Below are 19466 nucleotides of genomic sequence, written 5' to 3'. Positions count from 1 at the left end.
TTTCAATTCCCTATTATTCAATATTGGTTGGTTCTAAAACTTAAACAACTAGTCTAATTAATCTTGAATGATTTTTTTTAGTTCTTCTTTGCTATCAGGTCTTGGAGCATTCGGATGAATAAAATCACCTTCTTTATCAAAAATCAGATAACGTGGAATAGATTGAAGCTTTATCCCATTTAGAAATGCCGAGCTTTCTTTATTTGTAATCAAAAAACTCTGGTTTGGAATATTTACACCATACTTTTGAACAGCATCCTTCCATAAATTTTGATTTTCATCTATGGATAAATAAAGTACTTCTAAGTCATTGAATTTTTCATTTAGGGCAAGTGACGCTGGAAATGACCTGATACAGGGAATACACCAAGCAGCCCAAAAATCAATATAAAGATACTTACCTTCTTTTAGTGCAAGTAAATCTTCAAATTCGAAAATATTACCAAATTCATCTTCCAATTGGATATCACGCATCAATGATTTTGTTGAATGAGTATTATCTACTAAAATCGAAAACCATGAAGACTTTACCTCATTTCTATATCGAGCGATCAATTGCTCACTTTCTTCAAAAGAAAGTCGGAATATCTGCCTTTCTAAATACTTGAATAGCAAAAGCTTTCCAAATTCACCCTTAAACAAATCCTCCACATCCACTTTTTCATCTGAAAAACCATCTAATCTATCGAGAACCAAATCCGCAAATTCCATTTGATAAAGGTTGCTGTAATCAGAGATTTCCAAAATTACATTAGACAAATCAGTCAAATAAAGTGAATCTTTTTTTGGATCGAACAAGGCGAGCTTATTTCGTTCAAATTCCGTTTTGTTCATAAAATAGTCTGCTGCTTTTTCCGGAATAGATTCAAGCTGAAGCAAAGAATCCAACCATGCTTTTTCCAAAGAAAGTTTCTCAAGTGCCTTCGATTTAGTAGCATTCAAATCTGCACTGAAATCCACCGTTGGGTTCCCTTGACTCATATTCCAGATCAAATAGAAATCCTGATATCCTGAATATCGGGATTGGTATAGCGCTTTGTTTCTTAAGGACTCAAAATTAATTTCATGTGCTTTTGTCTTGCGGTTCAGTACTTCAAACCATGGCATTTTATCTTTTACCTTAATCAATACTGAATCTCCTTTTTGGAACAAATAAGAAAAATCGATGGACGAATTATCCCTGTAATTGATTTCTAAAGTTGGGTTTGCAGTTTGGATATGAAAAGATAAATCTCCACTTGAAAAAAAGAGTGATGCTACAAATAGCTCATTTTCCACATATTTCAACCCTGCATTTTGATAGTGAAGATAGTCGAGTGTCAGACTGTCCTCGATCATAAAATATACAGATTCGATTTCCAAAAGATCGTTCTCTTTAATTTCTTTGGATTGACAAGACCAAAAAGCCATAAAAAACATCAGTAAAACAAAGCCTGGGATTCTTACCATCTTTATAAGTTTCTATTTTTTTGAATTTTCTTCGAATTGTTTTTCTAAGCTTTTGAATCGCTCAAGACTTTTTTTAATTGATGGATCAAGTGGATGCTTTTTGATTAATTCATACCTTTCCCAAAAATCTTTATCATAGTCAAAACTCCTAGTTTCTATCACAAAATCTCTATCCAACACCTCCCGTGGACGAATCTTTTGTAGGTTTTCTGTCTGTACATCATCAAACCAAAATGTATGTATATCCACCTGATGACTTCCAATATCTCTATTGATAAAACGCATGGTTTTATACTCAATTTTCTCTGGATAATATACTCCCTCTACTTCCTTGTATTTCATGTAAAATTGAGTAAAGTGTTTGAAAGCTAGAGAGGTAAAGGGGATGAGCTGAAATTCCTCTATTCCAAAATTTCTACTATTAATCTTCATAAAACTGTCTCCTTTAGGAGGATCAGTATTGCCAAAGGCAATATGGAAGATGGTATCCTGTCCCCGAATCTCTGTCCCAACCAAGCTATGATAAACAGGGAATCTTGAAGAACCAAAGAATGCAACTTTGTAATCCTCTTTGGAGAAAATTGAATTTGGAGAGCGTGCGTACCGGATTAAGTTACTTTCAAACCCCATATTAATCATAGAATTTGCTCGCATCCTATCTACTTGCTTGGCAATATGTTCACTCAGCCTCTGAAAAGATTGGATCAAAACAGAATCAACATCTCCCAACTCGTCACTTTGCCTGAGGGCTTCAATTTTTATTTTCGAATGGTAGATATCCCTTTTGTAATCATAGTCCTCAATCAAAACCGCTGCTTCCACCAATTTGGTGTATTCATTGTAATCTGTAGAAACCCTTCTGTAGAAAGCATTGAACTGATGTTTTTTTGTTGGGTAGTTATTGGGAATATTTTCGATGACTTTGGTGAAAAACTCTTCGAACAAAGATTCATCAGGTTGAACCACCACCTCTTGAAGGCTGATATCCACTTGATTAAGAGATATTTGATTTATTTTTTGATTTAAATTAGAAAGCGGAATTTGCTTTTTTTGATAACCCAACAAAGAAATTACAAGCGTATCAGTCTTAAATAAATTTGGATAGTTGAGATCAAATTCTCCACTGCTGCTTGACAAAATGCTGAATTCACTATGATTTTTTAGATAAATAAAAGTGTTTGGCAATGGATCCTGATTGTTAGAATCAAGGACAATTCCTTTTATATTTACATTTTTGCCCTGTTGGGCAAAAGTTAAGTTGCTTAAAAATAATAGAAAAACAAAAATTTTAAATCTCATTTGAATCAAACTAATGTCCTTCAAGATATAATGAAAATTACAAAAATAAAATTATTTTAGTTTAACAATCCCTATCAAAGGATTAGGTTCTTCAATTGATTTATCTGAAAACTCTTCTTTTTTTGTGTAGTAAAACATGTCATTTGACAAATCTAGAGGTCTTAAAACTACAGCATCCCCTTGAGAATCAAGAATCCCTTCTTTCATCTTGTAACCTTTTGAGTCTCTTTTGCTATACAAGTAGAGCATTTTTTGTCCTTTTTGTGAATACTCACAAATTATATATGACTTTGAATTGATGATATTAAAAATCCAAATATTCTTGTTCCCACGATCATCAAAATGTGGTTTATCAAAATAGAGTTTGGCATAAGGGATCAGTCGATTTTCTTCAAGTTGATATAAAGTATCTCTTAATATCTTCTCGTTTGTCATCACTGGAGTGTAGAGATACATTTCTTCATTGACTACCGAAATAAAATGCTCGTATCCATATTTTGAAGCTTGGTTTTTATCCAACAATACCGTTCTCACAGGAATTGTGTCTACTACTTCAATACTTTTATTTAATTCATACAAATTCGTATAATTAGCAAAGCCTGAACTCACTGGGTTCCCGTAAGACGGAGACACTGTGTAAAGCTTATTGTTAATTGATTCAAGATTGCCTGAGTAAAAATCGAGTTTTTTTTCATCAAGAAATTCGTGCTCCTCTGAAAAAACTAAGATCTTTCTTTGAGAAGCTAGGTAGATTAAGTTGGCATCTGCATCGATTGATAGCGAATTCACATACTGATATTCACCAGGACCTTCACCTCGCGTCCCAAGTTGTTTCAGAAAAGCACCATCATCGCCGAAAACCAGTACTCTTTTAATACCATCCATTACATACAAATTATTTTTATATGACTTTAAATCACTTATAAAAGTAATGAAAGACTCTTCACTTGTTTGAAGAGTCACCAAAGAGATATCTACCGCAAGATCAGAAAGCAAAAATTCAGAAAAACCATTTTTGTCAATATCTATCCATAGCAAATCCGAGTTTTCAACTTTACTACAGGAAAGGAGCCAGATTAGACTTAAAGCAATACTCATCTTTTTCATGAAATTCATTCGGATTTTAGCCCCACCCTATACAATCTAAAATAATCTTTTTCAACTTCTGGATCAGGTTTTTCCATGACCCAGAGTTGTCCGTCTCGAAGTAGCATACTAGTTGGATCATAATCTTCAGGAGAAAAATCATTCAATCTTTTTCCTAAACTATCGAATATTGCCAACCTGTAAGGATATTTTTCTTTTAACCTTTCTCTTAATTCTCTCGATTCATCGGGTGTTTTGTTCGCAAAAAAATATTCTCTTTCGACATCATCATATCCTTGGAAATATGCTACCAAAAAATAATCTCCAACTTTCTTAATATTTTCTATTCTACCAGAGCTTAAAAACAATCCAATAAAATCATGCTCGAGGTTTTCATTACTACTTCCCTCAAAATATCGATAATTAGGTATGTCAATAGGAATTCTTGAAATCAATTCAAATGGTGACTCTCCACTGTAATTATAAATCACTGGTTCGCCACCAAAAGCAATAAACACTTGATTTTCGACTACAGAAAAAACTGGAGACCATGCATTCCTGAAAAAATATTTACCACTTTTATAAATGCTAGTTTTAGGAAATTGAATTATTGGTTCTTTAGAACCGGTACTTGGATCAAGTAAATTAAATAAAAAAATGTCTGAATGAAGATTTAATTTATCGTAATCAATATCTCTGGTTCCTCCCTCTAAATACAAATATTTGTTCCCCAACTTGTTCATTGTATGTCCCATGGCAATTCTTCTAAAATTGGGAAAGTATATTTCATCCAGCCCAACCTGATTGTATAAATTACCTTGAAAATCATAATTCGAAAATCCTTTTAATCCAAAAGCTAAAATTTCATCCTTTTCAAGAATTTGTATAGGTGCCAAAAGACTCCCATATCCATCTGGCACATCGCCAAACTTCGAAAAAGAGTTAAAAACATTCCCCTCAAAATCAGCTATCATAATGTCATTTGAAAACTCCTCAAACTCCATAAACAAAACCGTCTTCGATTTAGGATGAATATCATGAACAATCGGATTTCCTAAATATCCTATTTGAATGCTGTCTAGTTTTTCAAGAGTGATGTTTTTCAAATCACTATTTTGATCTGACTTTTCTTCATCGCTTTTTTGGTTACAAGAAAAGTTGACAAATAAAATAAGAAGGAATAAATAGGAGTGTTTCATATTTTGAAAATTTTATTTTCCTAATTTTTCACAACCTTATACACTCCATATCTGATAAAATCCTCTTCCTTGTCGGGATTGAGCAGTTTGATTAAGATGGAATTATTAGGGATCGCAATTTTAATTTTGCCATATGGAATTTTCATATCATTGCTAAGTTGTTTTCTTTCATCAAATAGGATTAAGCTATGGTAATCTGGGTCTTGAAAATGATGATATTGCGCATCCTCATTTTTCTTTTTTTCAAAAGTGGCATAAGGGATCTCTTTACATAATTCAGTAAAACAAGCACACTTTCTCCTTTTTAATATGCCAAAAATTGCTGTTTAACCGAATCATAATCAACAATTTCAACAGAGTTAAGTGATTTGATATACTTTTTGCAAATCACAAATAGAAATTAGGATAATAAGAACAGGTAATGAAAAGATTCTTCCTGACACACCTAAAAACAAATTACTAAAACTAATTGTCATCTTGCAAAAAAGATTGCTACTCAGTTTGGATTGCATCATTCAGTAATTACATTATGGTCACACTCCCTAAACTACGTTAGAAATATTTGTTTATATCAATTTGGATTGCGGAATGAAGATTTGGCAGTTGAACACAAATTCTCCCAGCTTATCAATCAAATTTGGCCTAAACAAGAATTTCTATTCCTCGGGAACAAGAAACTGGATACTTCGTACTTTTCTGAGGGCATCTCTATTTTGAACACTCTTGATGTTGTCGATAATCGAAACTTTCTCCCTCGTAGTAAGTCTCCAATTTAGAGAGGCTCTTTGAATCTCTTGTTCTGCTTGATTCACCACCCCTACAGAATCTACCAATCCACGATCCCTTAAATATTGACTTGTGGAATACTCAAATTCAATCCTATCAATTTCAAAGTCCATTGATTCCTTAAACTGATTGTAGAGCACTTCGTTGTTTAGGGTCTGAATGTTATCCCAATTAATCAAAATATTTTTCAGCGGAGTTGAGAGTTTTTGAAGAACTGTAGGAAGAATCTTCTTTTCAATTTCAGTGAATTTCTCAGAATCCCTGATTGTAATTAAGGTAACGCCCGAAGTGTTTTCATTGATCCAATCCTGAAACACATAAATAAATCTCAATGCATCCAGAATTCCAAAGTTGTCAGAAAGTCCAGCATCCATGGTCTCCATTTGCGGAATTGAAGGCAGTTGAATATTGGGAGTAATAAAAGGGAAAGTCGCCCCCATTCTCAAGGCACTTATGAATCTAAGGTTTGCGGCATCTTGATTTCTAAAAAACCTAAGAAAGTCTATACTTTGGCTTTTTTCATTTACCCCTTCTGATTGCGAAGCTGAAATCCCCATATAAGACATCGAATGAGGTGAAATGAAAAGTTTTCTACCGTCATTAGTAATCAATGGAGTGATAGGAAGCATTGGGATTTTACTTTCAAACTCTGGCTTCGAATAAGCAAATAGTGGTTTATCAAGAACTTTTTCAGTATTGATATTCAATTGATTTTCAAATGCAAAACCTCTGTCTTGCAAATACCTTCTATTATTGTATTCGTAATATTGATTCCTAATAAAAAGGTCGTTCACCAAAAGCGTAAAAATAATTGGGTTGAGATTATCAGATGAGATTTGATCAAGATATTTTTTATTTAAAACATCAATACTTTCACCTTCCTTATTTCTCAAATAAAGCTCTCTGAAAAAGGCTGCACCGACTACTCCACCAGAAGCCCCAGTGATCAATTGAGTATGCTTAAAAACCCTTTCTTCACTTTCCTCTTCTATATTCTGGAGGACATTAAGCGTCCATAAAGCTGCCCTTTGACCACCTCCGCTTGTTGTAATAAATATCATTCTGGGTTTTTGCCCTTCCGGAAATTTGGCTTTCCAATTTTCTAGGATTGCAATTGTTGCCTGCCTATCTTTTGCCAACGTATCTGGATGCAAAAGCTTTTGCAAATTCTCTAAGTTATAAACTGCAGGCTCAGCATCGTAATCCATCCCAAATGCAGTATGGGGTCTATTCAGCAATTCGGATTTTGACAGAAAATTAAACACCAAAAGAGCTCCGATCATCACTGGAATCAACCAGCTTCTCAACCAAAAAGCCAATGCCCCCACAAGCATCATGATAATTGACAATAATAAAGTTGCACTGACTGCGGCAGGGATTTGAAGAATTGGATAATCTCTAAAAAACCCCAAAAACAAAATCAAAACAATAAGCCCACTTTGGATCATAAATAGGTTTAAATGGTTCTGATCAAAAACCCGCAACAATTGATGGCTTTCAAATTTGGCCAAATCACTTCGCACAGGCTGTATTCCGTGTCGAATATCAATGTAATTATAGACTTTTTCCTTGCTTTTCTTATTGTCTTTGATTTGATTGAGAATATTTGCTCTTGGGATTGTTGCTTTCCTCAATCTTTTCTCAACTGAATCGGCAAAAATCACAAAAAAATCCTTGTTGGTAAACCCAAAATATGCAAAGATCACTGTATAAATCAAAATTGACCCTCCAGAAAACCCCAAGAAAAACTCAAAAACCTCCCAATAACTGTCATGCTCATTATCCAATTGAAAACTTATAAAACTGTAGGTATAAATCAAATAAAAAAATAATGGAATGGTTGCATTATTGACTGTAAACTGAATAAAAGGCCTAGGAATTACTGCAAGAAATTTGAATTTGGCACCATCTAAAATATAAGAAGTCATATGAAATGCCATCGTAAAAATCCCAAAAGCAATTCCGACTAAGAAAAAACCTTTCCATGACACTTCGTTTAGATATTCGGGATCGAGGAATAGATAAGGGATCCCCAGAACAGACCCGAAGTTTTGAGTGATTACCAGAATCAGAATAAACCAAAGTAATAACAAAGGAATATTCTTTTTCAAATGCATGAAAAACAACTGGATCGGAAAGCTGTACTTTATTTTCTCCCACATAGACATATTACCAAAAGGTAATATACAGTAAATTTTATTTTGGAGAAAAGTAATACCTTAATTACGATTTTATTATTAATGGAATAATCTAGAAAATAAAATAAATCAAAACTGAAATGACACCAATTGATTGTAGCTTTTGGCAATAAGCATTACCTTCGCAATCGCACTTATTAATTGAGAAAAATATGAGAGTTTGGTTCTTGTGTAAAGTAAAGTATGCAAAGGAAAATGAAGAGGGTTTGCTCAAAAATGTCTCCGAGCAATACTTGGTAGATGCCGTTTCGTTCACAGAAGCTGAAGCTAGGATATATGATATGCTGGGCTCTGTGATTAGGGGTGATTTTCAAGTCACTAATATCAGCAAAAGCAATATTGTTGATGTATTTTTCTATGACGATATCGATATCTGGCATAAGTGTAAAATCACCTATATCGTCACAGACGCAGATAGTGGCAAGGAAAAGAAAGTGACGCAATTCATGCTTGTGACAGCTCATGATGTCAAAGAGGCATTCGAAAGAATTTTCGAAAGTCTCAACAACATGCTAGTAACTTTCAGAGTCCCAGAAGTGACAGAAAGCCCGATTGTAGAAATTTTTCCTTATGAAAAAGATGATGAGGAACTTTTACCTCCTCCTGCGGCAAACTTAAAACCACTTAGTGAAGTCAAAGCTGACCAAGAAAGAAGAGAAGAAGTAAGAGCATCGAACAAACCTCAAGAGGATGATTTTGATTCAGATGAAGAAGAAGCTGAGCTTTTACAATATGAGGAAGAAAAATCAAATGAAAATAAGGAGGAGCAATAAGCTCCTCTTTTTATTTGGCACCAAGTCAAATACTTTAATTTTTTATGAGAATCCGCAAATACACCAGACGCAGAATTTTTACATGAAATCATGCTGAAGATCGTTAGTTACATCATTATGCACAATGGTTAATAGCTGAATAGTTACCAATACTCAAATTGATTTAAAAACAATAGATTATTGAATCAATGATTTCTGCGGACTGGAGTCAGTTGAATATTGATGATAAATTAAATATTTCAAATCTAATTTACTGTATTTTAAACAATATTTTTTGCTTTTTGTAGTTATTCACATTGATTAAAAGACTAATTTTGGGCAAAGGAAATAGCATTCAATATGGTGGGCAAGGATATCTACTCAATGAAGGGGTCAAAGTATTATTATCTTGTAGAATTAGACAACGAAGGATTAGTAAATAATACCAATTTAAAATTAAATAATTCTTCGGGAATATTAGACAATCCATTGATTGGGTGCTCTTTTGGCGAAATACTGTTTCCTAGTGATTTTTTGAATTTCCAAAATTCACTTCAAAATGCAATTCATGAAAAAACAAAACATTTCCAAATTGATCTAAGAAAAGTCAACGAAGACAATTCTGATTTTCATTGGACCCGATGGGAGTTCACAATAGACCCAAGAGAGAATTCAGACATTTCTATCTTGGGAATTGGACATGACATTTTGAAAATCAATGAAAAAATAATTGAATTTCCTGATTTCATCTATGAGCATCAAATCAAAAACGAAATCATGGAAGGTCTATTCGAAGACAACCTAATTGGGTTTTGGCTATGGGATTTGGAAAATGAAACCGACACTTTGAGTGTCTCTCTGCGATCTATGCTGGGTTACGAGTTTTTAACAAATGAAAAGAAAGAGGTGAAATGGAAAAAGCACATTCATCCTCAAGATAGAGAAAAGTCAAATCAGCAATTAAATGACCATTTTTCTAGCTATGGTTCAGTACCGTTTCACAGTGAACTGAGAATAATCACACTTACGGGAAAGGAAATATGGTCAATCGCTTATGGTAAGGTTGTCAAATGGAGTCAGGAAGGAAAGCCTATCAACATGGTCGGATGCTTCTTTGACATTTCAGAAAAGAAAAAGTCAGAAGTAATAATTGAGAAGCAAAATGAATTTCTAAAGGAATTGACATTCAACCAATCACATTTGATGCGCTCAAAACTAGCGAACATCATTGGAATACTAGAGGTAATACAGCCAAAACAAAAACCAGAAGAAGTACTAGAGCTTTTGAACCTACTCAAAGAAGAAGCAACCAAGTTAGACAAAGCGCTCCAAGATAGTATTCATTCTTCCAGCGCTTTAAATTCAGATAAGTCTTATTAATCCTTGCGCATTAATCCGTATTTGATTCATACAGGGTAATATCTCTATACTTTAGTATAGATAAACGAGCCTCTTTTTTAATTTTGATGCTCTCTATGCCCATTTGGCTTTTTATCAGAAGTAGAAGCGACTTTCTTCCCTGGCAAATAAGTTTCTTTTACTTCTCCACATTTCAACATCATTTCTCCAAAGTAAGGATTCCTGATTTCTATTTCATTGCTAAGCCAGTAGGCACCATTATCCCGGAATGCCATAGGGCAATATTGTTTATAAATTGTGTTTCCTATAAGCCCAAAATATTCAATCGCTTCAATTAGGTTATCTGATACAGTCTCAAAATGCTTTCTTTGACCATCCAGATCTTTAGATTCAGCTATTTTGTCGAGACTTCTTTGTAGAGGTTTTAACAATTCCATCCAGATTTCATGAGTTTCACTGTCCAAAAGCTCCATATCAACTTTATCTAAATTTGATTTGGCAGGGTCAATGGTGGATAATGTTGCTTTCATATCTGACTTCACCAAGGCATCTTTAAGATCCAAATAACTTTGGACAAATGCTGTCAGTTGCTTTCTGAATGCTTCTGGAGTATCCAAAGTTTTCACCTTTGGTCTCGTCATCATACTGTAATTACCACTCAATTGCGCAGCCGCATCTATGGCAAAAACGCCATTAGTTACCACAAATTCACCTTCTTCAATACCTGATAAAACCAAATAATCCTCTCCCAGTCTAGCTCCGATTTCTATCTCACGCATTTCAAATGCTGGTGCTTCTTTATTTCCCACTTGTACATAAACCACTGACCTTGGCCCTGTCCAAAGGATCGCTGTCTTGGGAATCACCAACCCAGACTGACCTGCCTGTGAAGTGGAAATGTTAGCTGACACAAACATCTCTGGTTTCAATTCAAAGTCCCTATTAGTTGCTTCTGCCCTGATTCCTACTGTTCGGGTATCTGGATTCAAGACAGGATCGATGTAAGTAACCTTGGCTTTGAATTCTTTTCCTGGATATGCAGAAACCTGAAAACTCAAAGCATCTCCCTTGCGGATTGGTCCCAAATCAGATTCATAAGCATCCAACATGACCCAAACATTGCTTAGGTCTACGATTTCAAATAGAGAAGAACCTCTACTCACGAAATCACCTACTGCTATATTCCGCGCAATGACCACGCCGGCTACATCCGCAAAAACATCGAATTGTGTCTGCACTTCACCAGAACTTTCTATAGCTGCTATTTGAGCTTCAGAGATTTTCCACAACCTCAACTTTTCTTTGCTAGCCTGGTACAAAGCTGGTTGCTTATCTTTGATTTTTGCTGTTTCCAAAAGCTCTTTTTGAGCATTGACCAACTCTGGAGAGTAGAGTGTTGCTAACTTCTGACCTTTCTGAACTTCTTGTCCAGTAAAATTAATATATAATTGATCCACTCGACCAGCATAATTTGCAGCTAAACTTTTCAAACGCTGTTCATTTATTTGAATTTTTCCAGAAAGGGTCAATTCTCCTGAACCTTTCCCAAATTTCACCCTGGTGGTTTGCACATTAGAAAGTGCTACAGCTTCTGGGGTGATTTCCAATACAAAAGGACTAGATTCGCCGACTTTTTTGTTGCTAACAGGGGTAAGTGCCATCCCACAAAGGGGACATTGTCCAGGTTCATTTTGTCTTATTTGAGGGTGCATGGAACAAGTATATTCTACTCCGTCTTCGTCAATATGGGTATGCTCGTGATTTGGATGCTCTTCCCCTCCCCCACGAATCAACCAACCCGCCACAGCGCCAAAGAATAGGCAGCTGATTATTATGATCATAATATTCCTTTTATTTTTCATTGTATTTTATTCAAAATATTTGAAGTTCATATTTTAAGGGTAGATATTGATGGATATTGGATATTTTTTAATATTGTGTCAGCATCTGCCATTTTAATTTAAACTTATCCAAAACCAATATCTACCGATATCAAATAGTATCTTTAATATCCACCAATATCATTTCAAACACCTATTAACGTTTCAACCATAGCAAATTGAATTTCCCTTTCAATTTTCGAATTCAGCAAATTAAACCTGAAGTCTAGGAGTTCGCGTTGAATGTTGAGGACTTCCTCGAATGAACTCCCTACTGTAGCATATGAAATCACTGATAGTTCCATAGTCTGCTCGATGAGTTCTATTTGTTCTTCCAATAGTTTGATTTTTCTGTCTGAATCTTTGATAGAAGCTAAAATAGTTTCAAACTCAGTTTCCAAACTCCTGTATAAATCTTCTTTTTGCCTTTGGTTCGCGGCCCAATAAAGCTTGGATTCGGTTTCCATGGCTTTATATTTTTTACGGAATATCGGTAAGCTTACAGTTGCCATAGGCATGATCATATTATTACCCATTCCGGAGGGCATATAGTCCATGCCATTCATTCCACCAGGCACACCCATTTCTGATCTTGGAGAAAAAACCATGTAGTTAAACCCCAAACCAAACATGGGTTTACCTTCTAATCTGGCCATTTCTCCCTTCTTTTGATATGCTAACCCTTCTTTTTCCAGCATTAGCAACATGGGATTGGTTTCCAAAATCTGTTCAAGCATGGTGATTTCCCAACCCATGTCTTTTTGGGTAGAGATTTCCGAGTCAAATAGCACTGACTCGCTTTTGTCTCTTCCCAAAAGTTGATTGAAGCGGGCAAATAGTGGCCTTTTATCTATTTCAAACTGCTGTAAATCTGATTCCATCGCCTTGATTTGCACTTGCAGTCTCAATACATCTGTGAGTTTCCCTGAACCAGAACCCGCTTCCATACTTGACATGGCAGAGCCCCCTGATGAGGAAGACTCCGAGGATGATGAAGCGTTACCTCCCCCCATGCCCATCCCATCATCATTGCCCTGCTGACTCCCTTGGGAGGGTCTTCTGACCGCTGATGAAACAGATAAAACTGCATCCGATGTATTTCCTCCTTGGTAACGGATGATCGCCAACTCCTCCAAGGACTTCAATATATCCAAATTGGATTCTGTAATTTCAATGGTATTCTGCAATTGCTGTAACTGGAAGTAAGTCTCCTTTACCTGGTACAGGAGCACATTTCGCTGCTGTCTAAACTCCTCGTATTTGGCTTCCGCCATCAAAGTCGCTTCATCCTTTTGTGTTTTCAGCATCCCAAACCATGGGAACATCTGCATCACAGAAGCCTCTGCCCGCTGATTTCCCATCAACAACTCCATTGGCCTTGTAAAAACCCCGATGTTCAATTGAGGATTTTCAAGGGTGACTTGATTTGTCTTCTCCAATGATGCCTGATATACTTTAAATGAAGCATTTAAAGCTAGATTGTTCTCAGCTGCTTCTTCGAGATATTGATTTAGGGTTTGGGAATAGGATAGAAATATGGTTGAAATAAATAGAAATATGGTAGAAATAACATTTAGCATCCAACCTATATTTAACAATTTAAAGCTTTGGAACGCATTAATTTTCTTTGGGAATAAATTGAAATATAAAGGAAATATAGTGGATATATGCCTTAGCATTTTTCTCAATTTAAATTGAACTTGACCAAGCTCTGAGATTGAACTATTTTTATCTTTCATTATTTCCTCCTCTTTTTGAATCGTAGGTTTTTGAAATTGTATTATTTAATTTAATCTGAAGTGGTTTATGAATTTGACAGATTTCATCCCATTCCTCAGTAGTAACTTTCCCTCTTTCAAATCCCAGATCTAACCAATGCTCCTTACCTTCAGACAAAGAAGCTCTTGCAATAAAATAGAAACGCCTCTTCTCCAAATAATGGTACCTCCCGTACCCCTCTGTAATGTTAGCCCCCACAGAGTCAACAGATTCCAACATTTGATCACCCCAAACCTTTTTATCTTGGTAAGAAAGTCGACTATATATCTTCCAAGCTATAGCGGAAAGTTTTCGAGATAATTGATAAATCTCCAGATCTTTTAATGGAATAAATTTCTTTTTATCCTCCATATTTCTTTAAGTTTCGCACCAGCATATTTCACGAAGTATATTTCGCCGAAGGCATATTTCAATCTTATTTCACAAAGTATATTTCAACTTTATTTCCTGATATTTCCCATAAAGCACCGGCACAATAAACAGTGAAATAAGTGCTACCGTCATTCCCCCAAAAGCTGGAATCGCCATTGGAATCATGATGTCGGAACCTCTTCCTGAACTTGTAAGAACTGGCAATAGTGCCAATAAAGTAGTAGCTGAGGTCATCAGGCATGGCCTAACCCTTTTCAGACCAGCTTCCAAGACTGCTTTTCGGACTTCTTTTACATTTTCAGGTTTGATTCTTTCAAAACTTTGTTTCAAGTATGTTCCCATTACTACCCCATCATCTGTGGCAATACCAAAGAGGGCAATGAAACCTACCCAAACTGCCACAGAAAGATTGAATGTACGCATTTGAAAGAGCTCCCGCATGTTGGTATCCATGAAACTAAAATCAAAAAACCAACTCTGACCATATAACCAAAGCATCAAAAATCCTCCAGAAAATGCCATAGCAATGGCTGAAAAGATCATCAATACAATTGCAGTAGAACGAAACTGAAAGTAAAGAATTAGGAAAATCACCGCAAGAGATAGCGGAATCACTATGGCCAAGCGTTTCTCCGCACGGATTTGATTTTCATAGCTACCAGAAAATGTATAGGATACACCCGTAGGCACTTCCAATTCACTTGAATTGATCTTATCCAGAATAAATGTGCGGGCATCATCAACAACAGTTCCCTCTGCAAAACCATCTCTTTTGTCAAAAAGTACATAACCTACCAAAAAAGTATTTTCGCCACGAATCATCATCGGACCTGGACGATAATTAATCTCCCCCAATTGCCCCAAAGGAATTTGAGCTCCGGTCGGTGTACTCACTAGAATGCGCTTCAAAGCCTCGGGATCATCTCTATATTCACGGGCATAGCGGGCACGGATGGCATACCGCTCTCTACCTTCCACAGTAGTACTTAAAGTCATACCTCCTATAGCAACTTCAATAAATTCTTGTACATCGGCAATATTTAAACCATACTTACCTAACTGAGCTCTGTTCAGGTCGATTTCCAAATATGGCTTACCCAAAGACCTGTCAGCAAATACGGCCTCTGCTTTGACCGAAGGTACTTCTTTGAGGAGTGATTCCAGTTTGAGACTGAAATTTTCGATGGTTTCCAAATCTGGACCATAAACTTTCATGCCCATTGGTGCACGCATCCCAGTTTGTAACATTACGAGTCGGGTTTCTATAGGCTGTAGCTTAGGGGCGGAAGTTACTCCTGGAATGTTTGAAGTTCGATATTGAATTTCATTCCAGATATCATCTGGAGTTTGGATTTTATCCCTCCATTGTCGGAAGTACTGCCCTTTTTTCTCGTCTGAAACCAAATATTTGAAAATATTTCGAGTTATTGCCCTTCTTCGAGCTTCTTCCATGTAATTCTTTTTATCATCCCAAATGGCACCATCGCTACGATCATACCACCAGTATTTGTCATCGACCAATACCTGATAATTGCCGTCTTTATTGACCTTGAACCTGAGTTTTCTGGCATCATCATCTTGCAGGTACTCCGTTTTGTAATTGATAATGTTTTCATACATAGACATCGGTGCCGGATCTAATGGACTTTCTGCTCTTCCAGCTTTGCCTACCACCATTTCTACTTCGGGAATCGCCTGCACTAACATATCTAGTTGTTTAACAATCTGCATATTCGCTTCTACTCCTGAATGTGGCATAGAAGTCGGCATCAATAAAAATGAACCTTCATTTAACGCAGGCATAAATTCCTTTCCCATTCCAGGGAGCGCATGTGTAAGTCCAGACCACAATGAAGTAGTTCTAACATTAAAACTAATATGGTCAAAACCCTTAGCTACAAAACCAAAGACATTGTGAAATCCTAGCCATATATTGACAGCAAAAAGAATGATAAGTATAGGAATCAATAGGAAAATTCTTGCATTCTCTAAACACCATTTCAACATTTGGGAATAGAATCTGATGAATAAGGAGAAAAGTCCCAATACAAAACCCAAAACCAACCCAATGAAAAGGAAATTTACAAATACTGATTGTGTCAGTCCAAGAGGCCTCCATTCAAAAGCCAATAAAACTGAGACTGCTACGACAGCAATCACCATCCCAACGTGGTTCTTATACCTTTCTTCTAGTGTCTGCTTAGGGAAAAAATGATGGACCAAATGATTTGTAGCAAAAGCTAACAAAACCCATCCTGCCCACGGGAAATAAAATATCAAAATCAAACCTGCAAAAGCCATCAAGAAATTAAGGATTGTTTTATTATTCTTGGACTTCACTTTAGCTCCAAACACCCAATGTGCAAAGGTTGGCATAAACACCAAAGTAAAGATCAAAGCAGCTACCAATGCAAAAGTTTTGGTATAAGCTAAAGGTCCAAAGAGTTTACCTTCAGCTGCCTGAAGTGTAAAAACAGGCAAGAAACTCACTATCGTTGTCATAACAGCTGTCAGTATAGCTGAACTCACTTCAGTAGTCGCTTCATAAATAATTTGAAGTTTGGACTTATTATTCCCTGATTCTTCGAGATGCCTAAGAATATTTTCATTCAAAATGATCCCTAAATCAACCATAGTTCCAATTGCAATCGCAATTCCAGAAAGGGCAACAATATTGGCATCCACACCTACATACTTCATTAAAATAAAGCACATCAGAACAGCCAATGGCAAAAGTGCAGAAATCAAAATGGAAGCTCTGAGGTTGTACACCATTACCATGAGAACAATAATGGTAATTAATATCTGGAGACCGATGGCTTCATTCAAAGTATTCAAAGTTTCTTTGATAAGACCTGATCGGTCATAAAAAGGAACAATTGTAACCTTGGAAACAGTCCCGTCTTCAAGTATTTTGGTAGGAAGGCCAACAGAAATCTCTTCAATTTTTGCTTTGACTGCGTCTATTACCAACAAGGGATTGTCTCCATACCGCGCTACTACCACACCGCCAACTGCCTCTGCACCTCCTTTATCCAAAATAGCTCTTTCACTTCTGCTAGCTGGCCCAATATTAACCTTGGCGATGTCCTTGATATGTAAAGGAACATTGTTGCTCATCTTTACTACTGCATTTTCAATATCTTCCAAAGACTTCACATATCCCAACCCTCGAACTATAAACTCAACTTGATTTATCTCCATGGTATTAGCACCTATATCCAAATTGGATTGCTTTATAGCATTCATCACCTGCATCATGGAGACATTATGAGCTTTCATAGCCACAGGATTCAGATCAACTTGGTATTCTTTTACATGCCCACCAATACTCGAAACTTCTGCAACTCCCTCAGTACCAGCCAAGCCATAACGGACATAATAATCCTGAATACTTCTCAATTCATGTAAATCCCAACCTCCAGCAGGGTTACCCTTTTCATCCCTTCCTTCAAGTGTATAGAAATAGACTTGTCCTAATCCAGTAGCATCAGGACCAAGTTTGGGTTGTACTCCTTCGGGAAGCAATCCTGAAGGCAGAGAATTAAGCTTTTCCAGAATTCTGGACCGACTCCAGTAAAACTCAATTTTCTCGTCAAAAATGATATAAATAGAAGAAAACCCAAACATGGAAGTACTTCGGATGGATTTCACCCCTGGCATACCAAGTAAAGAAGTAGTCAAAGGATAAGTAATCTGATCTTCCATATCCTGAGGAGAACGTCCCATCCAATCGGTAAACACTATTTGCTGATTTTCTCCAATATCAGGAATGGCATCTACCGGAACTGGATCATTGGGTAGAAATCCAGTGTTCCAATTAAATGGAGCAATCACTATCCCCCAAGCCACGACAAGGACCAAAAGAATCACAGTGAACAACTTATTTTGAAGGAAGAATTTTATAATATTATTTAGCATAGAATTATCCCTTTAAGCCACAATTGGCAGTGGATATTTATGGAAACTTGATTCTTTTTAATATTGCGGTTGATAGCAAACTTTGACTTAAAGTTTACCAAGGGAAATAGAGTTGATACGCTAGACCTGTCAGGTTTTGAAAACTTGACAGGTCTTCAGCCTAACCAAAATAAATTAAATAATTCTTTGCGGTCTTTGCTCCCCTATCTGCTGAAAAGCAGGTTTAAGCAATTTTGGGAGAAACTAAATCAGGAATTCCTGACAAAAAATATAAATCGGAGTGTCTTGAAATTTGGGGGGAGAGGAATCTGCAAAAGCTGTTTTCTCAAATACATTTAAATAAACTGGATTTAATACACTTAAAAAAGTAGATAAAACAACATCAAAGACAATAGGATGAAAATCTAACACATCTGACTGCTGCTGATCCGTGTTAGGTAATTCCAAATTGGAAACATCATCACAACAACCTGACATTGGTATATTCGACTCACAGCAGGTTTTATATTCAGAAAAAACATTGATTCTTTGTAATTCATCTCCACAATAATGCAAAGAATAGCTCAATCCTGCGTTGAAAAACACATAAAAAACAAGGAGCGATATCTTAAGAAAACTTTTCAAAATGATTAAATACAACATAAAGATAAAAATTTTCAATTTAGAAAATGTATAAAATTTTTGAAGTATTTAATATAAAACCAATAGAGTGTGAAATTGATATACGGATCCTTTATTTTTTTTTGTTATAATACACCTATTGCACGAAATGAACGAGGATCAAGTGCTTTTAATGACTGAATATAAACACCAATAATATTTCCAAATAAGCTATTTTTAATTCCCATAGGTTAGGACAGGAAACCTTTGAGGTTTCAAAAAACCTCAAAGGTTTTAGAACAACAGTGGTTCTCTTAATTTCTTAGGGCTATTTTAAAAAACAAAAACCTTCGAGGTTTGAAAAAAAACCTCAAAGGTTGGGGACAAGAAACCTTTGAGGTTTCAAAAATCTCGAAGGTTTTAGAACAGTGGTTCTCTTAATTTCTTAGGATAATTATAAAAACAGAAACCTTTGAGGTTTCAAAAACCTCGAAGGTTTTCTTCCAAGTCTTTCCGCTAAACTTTTAAGTCTAAACATCCTTCATCACTCCGGTCAATTCAAAAAATCAATCCCATCACATAACTTTCCAACATTAAAAAACCTTATGCGCTCCTGCAGCTCTGCGTGAGCCATCTGCTCTCCAGAAAATCTTTGCAATTCTGCATTCTTGTCTGGATAATTCTCTCTGGGGTGTAAACGCAAAAAAGCCAGTCTCGAATGCTATCGTGACTGGCTTTGAATAATGTGGCGGCGATCCAGATAATCGGGACAGGCTCTACTCTCCC

At 36.0% G+C, this 19466-nt stretch carries 12 protein-coding genes; 2 read left to right on the top strand and 10 right to left on the bottom strand.

The window, feature by feature from the left end:
• Positions 1–57 precede the first annotated feature (57 nt).
• The 5 genes from MM236_RS14780 to MM236_RS14760 form a co-directional block, all read right to left on the bottom strand.
• Positions 58–1449: a TlpA family protein disulfide reductase gene (locus tag MM236_RS14780; RefSeq protein WP_241275761.1), complete on the bottom strand. Its 1392-nt coding sequence runs from the start codon at positions 1447–1449 to the stop codon at positions 58–60.
• Between the two features lie 12 nt (positions 1450–1461).
• On the bottom strand, positions 1462–2748 hold the full coding sequence (locus tag MM236_RS14775) for a carboxypeptidase-like regulatory domain-containing protein (RefSeq protein WP_241275760.1): 1287 nt from the start codon (positions 2746–2748) through the stop codon (positions 1462–1464).
• 51 nt (positions 2749–2799) lie between these two features.
• Complete coding sequence (locus tag MM236_RS14770) at positions 2800–3855, bottom strand: DUF4934 domain-containing protein (protein WP_241275759.1); 1056 nt, start codon at positions 3853–3855, stop codon at positions 2800–2802.
• A gap of 5 nt (positions 3856–3860) precedes the next feature.
• Positions 3861–5033 carry a hypothetical protein gene (locus MM236_RS14765; protein WP_241275758.1) on the bottom strand — a complete coding sequence of 391 codons (1173 nt, stop codon included), beginning with the start codon at positions 5031–5033 and terminating at the stop codon, positions 3861–3863.
• Positions 5034–5689: 656 nt separating this feature from the next.
• Positions 5690–7981 carry a patatin-like phospholipase family protein gene (locus MM236_RS14760; protein ID WP_241275851.1) on the bottom strand — a complete coding sequence of 764 codons (2292 nt, stop codon included), beginning with the start codon at positions 7979–7981 and terminating at the stop codon, positions 5690–5692.
• Between the two features lie 188 nt (positions 7982–8169).
• On the opposite strand from MM236_RS14760, the gene MM236_RS14755 reads away from it, so the two are divergent.
• Both MM236_RS14755 and MM236_RS14750 read left to right on the top strand, forming a co-directional pair.
• Positions 8170–8790, top strand: coding sequence for a DUF4494 domain-containing protein (locus tag MM236_RS14755; protein WP_241275757.1), 621 nt, complete (start codon positions 8170–8172; stop codon positions 8788–8790).
• Between the two features lie 363 nt (positions 8791–9153).
• Complete coding sequence (locus MM236_RS14750; protein WP_241275756.1) at positions 9154–10149, top strand: PAS domain-containing protein; 996 nt, start codon at positions 9154–9156, stop codon at positions 10147–10149.
• Positions 10150–10226: 77 nt separating this feature from the next.
• Here the strand turns inward: MM236_RS14750 and MM236_RS14745 are convergent, their stop codons facing one another.
• From MM236_RS14745 to MM236_RS14725, 5 genes are all read right to left on the bottom strand, one after another.
• The gene (locus tag MM236_RS14745) at positions 10227–11969 is read right to left on the bottom strand and encodes an efflux RND transporter periplasmic adaptor subunit (protein WP_369415212.1); all 1743 of its coding nucleotides are present in this window, start codon (positions 11967–11969) and stop codon (positions 10227–10229) included.
• A gap of 185 nt (positions 11970–12154) precedes the next feature.
• Positions 12155–13588, bottom strand: a complete 1434-nt coding sequence (locus MM236_RS14740) for a TolC family protein (RefSeq protein WP_241275754.1) — start codon at positions 13586–13588, stop codon at positions 12155–12157.
• A 148-nt stretch (positions 13589–13736) separates the two neighbouring features.
• Positions 13737–14138, bottom strand: coding sequence for a four helix bundle protein (locus tag MM236_RS14735; RefSeq protein ID WP_241275753.1), 402 nt, complete (start codon positions 14136–14138; stop codon positions 13737–13739).
• A 69-nt stretch (positions 14139–14207) separates the two neighbouring features.
• Positions 14208–18080 (bottom strand): efflux RND transporter permease subunit, encoded by a 3873-nt coding sequence (locus tag MM236_RS14730; RefSeq protein ID WP_241275752.1) that lies wholly within the window; start codon positions 18078–18080, stop codon positions 14208–14210.
• A gap of 243 nt (positions 18081–18323) precedes the next feature.
• Complete coding sequence (locus tag MM236_RS14725; protein ID WP_439648021.1) at positions 18324–18704, bottom strand: HYC_CC_PP family protein; 381 nt, start codon at positions 18702–18704, stop codon at positions 18324–18326.
• Positions 18705–19466 lie beyond the last annotated feature (762 nt).

This window comes from Belliella calami (genome assembly GCF_022549695.1).
Classification (GTDB): domain Bacteria; phylum Bacteroidota; class Bacteroidia; order Cytophagales; family Cyclobacteriaceae; genus Belliella; species Belliella calami.
This window is presented reverse-complemented; position numbering and strand designations above follow the sequence as displayed.